We start from the raw sequence: 5,565 nt of genomic DNA on the forward strand, positions 1-5,565 counted from the left end.
GGATGCGCACCCACTTCCGTACGCCTAACAAGCCGGTGAGGGCCGTTTCGGTGGCGTCCAGGTCGGCGGTTACCCAGGCGATCTGTGTCGGCGATTGAACGGGAAGGTTCATCGTCTCGCAGGATAGCCCAGCCCGCGCGCAGGCAGAACGGGGCCGCGGGAACTTTGCCGTCAATTGCCTTCGGCGTCGCCAAAATCCCGGGTGAACACGTTCTAGTTCCCCGCCGAGCAGACACAGAAGCACCCGACACGCCCGGGTGCGTCGGGTGCTTTTGCGTCTCGCCGTCAATGTTGCGTGAGCACCCCGACCAGCAGGCGCACCTGAGTCTCGAATACCGCCTCCGGGTCGGTCAGGGTGTCGGCGCCGTACTGGCCGAACACCTCGAGGCTGATCGCGCCCACCACGCCCGCCCAGAGCAGGAAGCACTTGGCGATGACGTGATCGTCGCCGGGAAAGCCGAACTCTTGGCGAACCCGCTCGAAATCCGATGACATCGGTTGCGCGACAACGTCATTGGTCAGCCTGATGTCGCCGGTGGCGATTCCCGCGGCGATGGCGTCGAAAAACGCTCCGACCACCCGGGTGCCCGCACCGACCGTGCGTTCCGGTGGTGCGTGATACCCGGGCACGGGGCTGCCGTAGAGCAGGGCCCAACCGGCCGGGTGCGCGATCGCCCACTGCCGCGCCGCCCGGGCGATTGCGACGACGTCGTCGCTCCACAGGTCCGCTACCGCTTCACGGGCCTGGTCCACCGCGTCGGCCAGGTCGGAATAGGCGTCGACGAGCAGCAGCGTCAGCAGCTCGTCGCGGCTGGACACATACCGGTACACCGCCGAGGACACCATGCCCAGTTCGCGGGAGATCGCCCGCAGCGACAACCCGGCCGCGCCGTGATCGACCAAGTGGCGACGGCCGAGTTCGATGATTCTCGCCTCGATCAGCTCTCGCGACTCCTGGCGCTTGCCCACCAGGCCAGTCTGGCACAATCGAGATCACCGCTCTTGCTTTTCTCGCGAGCATGTGGCACGGTGGCCTGTAACGAGAGCACTGCTCTCAAGATCTCATATCCCTCGGAGAGGATGGCATCATGTCCACGCGATACGACGAACCCAACCGGGCCGCCCGGGCCGCCAACACGGTCATCCGTTGGCTTGCCGAACTCGGGATCAGCATCGCCGGCACCCGCGCGCTGCGCGTTCGTGGCCGCAAGAGCGGCAAAACCCGCGGTGTGGTGATCAACCTGCTGACCGTCGACGGCGTGGACTATGTCGTCTCACCGCGCGGCAACACCCAGTGGGCGCGCAACGTCCGCGCTGCGGGCGTTGTCGAGGTGGGACCGCGCTGGCGCAGCGAACCGACCGCCGTCACCGAGGTGCCCGACGACGCCAAGCCGGAAGTGCTGAGGCGCTATCTGGCCAGGTGGTACTGGCAGGTCAAGGACTACGTACAGGGGTTGACGCCGGAGTCCGGCGACGACGAGCTGCGTGCTGCCGCACCGGCGATCCCCGTGTTCGCGGTGGCGGGCGGGGCGCACTGATTCCTAGCCGGCGCCGCCGCCGAGATCGGCCCGGGCAAACTGCGTGACGGTTTGCCATGACACCGCCGCCGGAAAATCTCCCCAGACGCTGTTGAAGATTCCGACAAGTTGCCCGGGTCCGCCATTCGGCGCCAGATACACCGGTCCGCCGGAATCGCCGTTGCGGCTGAGGACACCGTGCGACATGGTGAACCACCCGTTGTTGACGCTTTCGACGGTTCCGCAGGTCTCGCCGGTGGTGACGCCGAAATGGCAGATGGGTTGGCCCGGCGCAAGCGCTGCGGGGCCGGCTTCCAGCGCGCGTCCGCCGGGCAGGACATTGCTCACCGCGACGTTGGGGTCGAGCGCGATCGCCTCGTAGTCGGCGATCTGCTGGTCGGTGGCTACCGATGTGCCGCTCGGCGTGTTGTCCCGAAAGGCCGCCAGGTGGCCGATGACGTTGTTCGCCCAGTCGGTGACCGCTTCCCCACCTCGGCAGTGCCCCGCGGTGTAGGCGATTCTGCGGCCCGGGTCGACATACCCCAGGGTGCAGACCTTGGTGCCCTGGTGGATCTCCATGCCCGGGAAGGCCGCCGGCGGGTCGGCGCTGGCGGTGCCGGGCGACACCCCGGCCACGGCCCCCCATACGGCGATGGCGGCGGCGCTAGCGGACAGTGCCCGACTAAGCATCCTGACTCCGATCCGTCTTGCCGGCGCGATGCCGACCGCTGGTTGATGTCTTGGAGTTCCCCGTTTTGGGATTTTTCGTGTCGACGGCTGCTGGCGTTACCGAGACTTTGCCAGCGGGACCGCGTCGTCGGCTTGGCGCGGGACCCAGCCTGGCGGTCCGAAGACATAGCCAAGCCGGTCGCGCAGGCGTGTGGCCGATCGCCAGTCACGGGCGATCGCCACATATTCGCGGGTCTGCAGCTTCCAGATGTTGAAGGTGTCGACCTTCTTGGTCAGGCCGTAGTGCGGGCGGAACAGCTCGGGCTGGAAGGTTCCGAACAGCCGGTCCCAGATGATCAGGATGCCGCCGTAGTTCTTGTCCAAATACAGCTGGTCCATCCCGTGGTGCACACGGTGGTGCGACGGGGTGTTGAAGATGAATTCCAGCGGCCGTGCCAGCTTGCCGATGCGCTCGGTGTGCACCCAGAACTGATAGATCAGGTTCAGCGACCAGCTGAAGTACACCATCCAGGGCGGCAGGCCCAGCAGCGGCAACGGCAGCCACATCAAGACCTCGCCGCTGTTGTTCCACTTCTGCCGCACCGCGGTGGCGAAGTTGTAGTACTCGCTGGAGTGGTGGGCCTGGTGCGTCGCCCAGACCAGCCGGACCCGGTGGGCCATGCGGTGGTAGCCGTAGTAGAGCAGGTCGACGCCGACGAGCGCGATGAGCCACGTGTACCACTTGGCCGGTGAAAGGTGCCATGGGGCCACGTAGGCATAGATCGCGGTGTAGAGCAGCAGGGCCAGCACCTTCCAGCCGGCGCTGGTGGCTATCGAGACCAGCCCCATCGAGATGCTGGCCCGGGAATCCGGAGTCAGGTAGGCGCCGGACGGGGGCCGGGTGGCGTCGGCGGCCGCGTTCTCGATGCGTTCCAGCCTGCGCGCCGCCGTCCACTCCAGGGTCAGCAGCAACAGGAAGAACGGGATGGCGAACAGGACCGGGTCCCGTATCTGCTCGGGTAGCCCGAACCAGAAACCTGTCACCGCATGCACACAGACAGATTACGACGCCGGGTTCGCACCCGGTGAGCGGCTGAACCGGACGGCGGGGTAGAGACTGTCTGTGATGACCAGGACACATCGCGGGATGCTCAAACTCGGTGCCACCCAGCGACTGCTGCGCGCCACCGGGGTGCGCAACCGGCTGTTCCCGGTCGCAAAGCTGGACCGATGGGCGGCCCACCCGCGCCTGCCCTACACCGGGCAACCGTCGAAACGCGTGCTGAAGAAGATCGACGTCACCCGCGACGACGTCAACGATCGCCCGGTCTACCGCGCCACCCCGCGGCTGCCCGGCGGCGAAGCGCTCGCCGGTCACGTGCTCTATCTGCACGGCGGCGCCTACGTGCTGGACCTGCTGCCCCACTTCCACTGGCCGGCGATCGCTCGGCTGGCGCATGCGGTGCGGCGCACGATGACCGTGCCGATCTACCCCATCGCCCCCGAGCACAGCTACCGCGCAGTCTTCCCCTTCCTGCTGCAGGTGTACCGCCGGATGCTCGAGACCGCTGACCCGAGTTCGGTTGCCTTCATGGGTGATTCGGCGGGCGGCGGGATGGCCTTCGCGCTGTGCCATGCGGTGCGCGACGCCGGTCTGCCGCAGCCGAGTGACGCCGTGTTGCTCTCGCCGTGGATGCACGTCGGCCTGCCGGACCCGGAGGTGCCGGCCGTCGCCAAGATCGACCCGTTTCTCAACCTGGACGACCTGCGCGCGGCCGGCATCCGCTACGCCGGCGGTGACCCGCTGGACACTCCCCTGGTCAGCCCCAGTGCGGGCCCGCTGGACGGCCTGGCACGCCTGACGATATTCACCGGCACCCATGACGTGCTCAACCCCGACGCCCGCGCCTTCCGTAAGCGCGCCGCGGACGAAGGTGTCGACATCGGCTGGCACGAACTCGACCAAGGCCTGCACACCTGGATGCTGCTGCCCGGTCATGACGCCGCGGTGACACTGGCCCAGATCGGTCAGGTGTTGCGCCCTTGACCGACGTGATCGTCATCGGCTGCGGGTTCGCCGGGCTCTGGGCGGCGCTCGGGGCCGCCCGGCGACTCGACGAGCTTGCCGTCCCAGCGGGCACGGTCGATATCACTGTCCTGAGCGCCAAGCCTTTCCACGACATCCGGGTGCGCAACTACGAGGCCGACCTGCGCGCCTGCCGGATTCCGCTGGCCGACCTGCTCGACCCCGCCGGAGTCGGGCACGTCGTGGCCGAGGTGACCACGATCGACACCGAGACCCGCACTGTCGCCACGTCGAGCGGTGCGGCGTACCACTACGACCGACTGGTCCTCGCCTCGGGCAGCCAGGTGGTCAAGCCCGATCTGCCGGGTCTGCGGGACTTCGGCTTCGACGTGGACACCTTTGACGACGCCGTTGCGCTGCAACACCACCTGCGCGGCCTGGCCGAGGGGCCGCCGACCCCCGGCGCGGCCACCGTGGTCGTGGTCGGAGCCGGCCTGACCGGGATCGAATCGGCATGCGAGTTGCCCCACCAGCTGCGCGCGATTTTCGGCGGCGGTGGCGTCACACCCCGGGTGGTGCTGGTCGATCACAATCCGTTCGTCGGCTCCGACATGGGTGCGTCGGCGCGGCCGGTGATCGAGCGGGCCCTGTCCGACAACGGCGTCGAGACCAGGACGGGGGTGAGCGTCACCGCGGTCGGCAAGGACAGCGTGTCGTTATCGTCGGGCGAGCGGTTGGCGGCGGCCACGGTGGTGTGGTGTGCCGGGATGCGGGCCAGCCCGCTGACCGAACAGCTGCCGGTGGCACGCGACCGGCTGGGACGCGTGGCGGTCGACGATCATCTCCGGGTGATCGGGGTGCCCTCGATGTTTGCCGCGGGCGACGTGGCCGCCGCCCGCATGGACGACGAGCACATGTCGGTGATGTCGTGTCAACACGGGCGCCCGATGGGCCGCTACGCCGGGTACAACGTGATCAGCCACCTGTTCGGTGCGCCGCTGTTGACCCTTCGGATCCCCTGGTACGTAACGGTTCTGGACCTCGGGCCGGCCGGCGCGGTGTACACCGAGGGCTGGGACCGCACGGTGGTGGCGAAAGGCGCCGAGGCCAAGGCGACCAAACAGACCATCAATACCGTGCGGATCTACCCGCCGCTGACGGGCGACCGGACTGACTTGCTGGCCGCGGCCGCACCGGACCTGCAGGCCCGTCCTTGACCTTGATGGTGGCGACCCGCTGCGCCCGGCTCTACCCGATGGTGGCGACCCGCTGCGCCCGGCTCTACCCGATGGTGGCGACCCGCTGCGCCCGGCTCTACCCGATGGTGGCGACCCGCTGCGCCCGGCTGCGCCG

Annotated in this window: 6 protein-coding genes and 1 pseudogene; 3 read left to right on the forward strand and 4 right to left on the reverse strand. The window is 68.2% G+C overall.

All coding sequences use genetic code 11. The features are described 5' to 3' along the window. Both VML93_RS38375 and VML93_RS38380 read right to left on the reverse strand, forming a co-directional pair. Positions 1-112, reverse strand: a pseudogene (locus tag VML93_RS38375) (VOC family protein); the annotation flags it as partial. Positions 113-285: 173 nt separating this feature from the next. Next, entirely contained in the window at positions 286-969 is a 684-nt protein-coding gene (locus tag VML93_RS38380; RefSeq protein ID WP_325619092.1) for a TetR/AcrR family transcriptional regulator, read from the reverse strand. Positions 970-1,088: 119 nt separating this feature from the next. Here VML93_RS38380 and VML93_RS38385 point away from each other — a divergent pair, with 119 nt between their 5' ends. After that, positions 1,089-1,538 carry a nitroreductase/quinone reductase family protein gene (locus tag VML93_RS38385; protein WP_325619094.1) on the forward strand — a complete coding sequence of 150 codons (450 nt, stop codon included), beginning with the start codon at positions 1,089-1,091 and terminating at the stop codon, positions 1,536-1,538. Between the two features lie 3 nt (positions 1,539-1,541). Here VML93_RS38385 and VML93_RS38390 read toward each other — a convergent pair whose 3' ends face one another. Both VML93_RS38390 and VML93_RS38395 read right to left on the reverse strand, forming a co-directional pair. Next, the gene (locus VML93_RS38390; protein WP_325619096.1) at positions 1,542-2,207 is read right to left on the reverse strand and encodes a hypothetical protein; all 666 of its coding nucleotides are present in this window, start codon (positions 2,205-2,207) and stop codon (positions 1,542-1,544) included. A 96-nt stretch (positions 2,208-2,303) separates the two neighbouring features. Next, on the reverse strand, positions 2,304-3,239 hold the full coding sequence (locus tag VML93_RS38395; RefSeq protein WP_325619098.1) for a sterol desaturase family protein: 936 nt from the start codon (positions 3,237-3,239) through the stop codon (positions 2,304-2,306). Positions 3,240-3,312: 73 nt separating this feature from the next. On the opposite strand from VML93_RS38395, the gene VML93_RS38400 reads away from it, so the two are divergent. Together VML93_RS38400 and VML93_RS38405 are read left to right on the forward strand one after the other, a co-directional pair. Beyond that, on the forward strand, positions 3,313-4,233 hold the full coding sequence (locus VML93_RS38400; protein WP_325619100.1) for an alpha/beta hydrolase: 921 nt from the start codon (positions 3,313-3,315) through the stop codon (positions 4,231-4,233). Beyond that, positions 4,230-5,429 (forward strand): NAD(P)/FAD-dependent oxidoreductase, encoded by a 1,200-nt coding sequence (locus tag VML93_RS38405; RefSeq protein ID WP_325619102.1) that lies wholly within the window; start codon positions 4,230-4,232, stop codon positions 5,427-5,429. Before VML93_RS38400 ends, VML93_RS38405 begins: the two co-directional genes overlap by 4 nt. Positions 5,430-5,565 lie beyond the last annotated feature (136 nt).

This window comes from Mycobacterium sp. (assembly GCF_035499775.1).
Lineage (GTDB): Bacteria > Actinomycetota > Actinomycetes > Mycobacteriales > Mycobacteriaceae > Mycobacterium.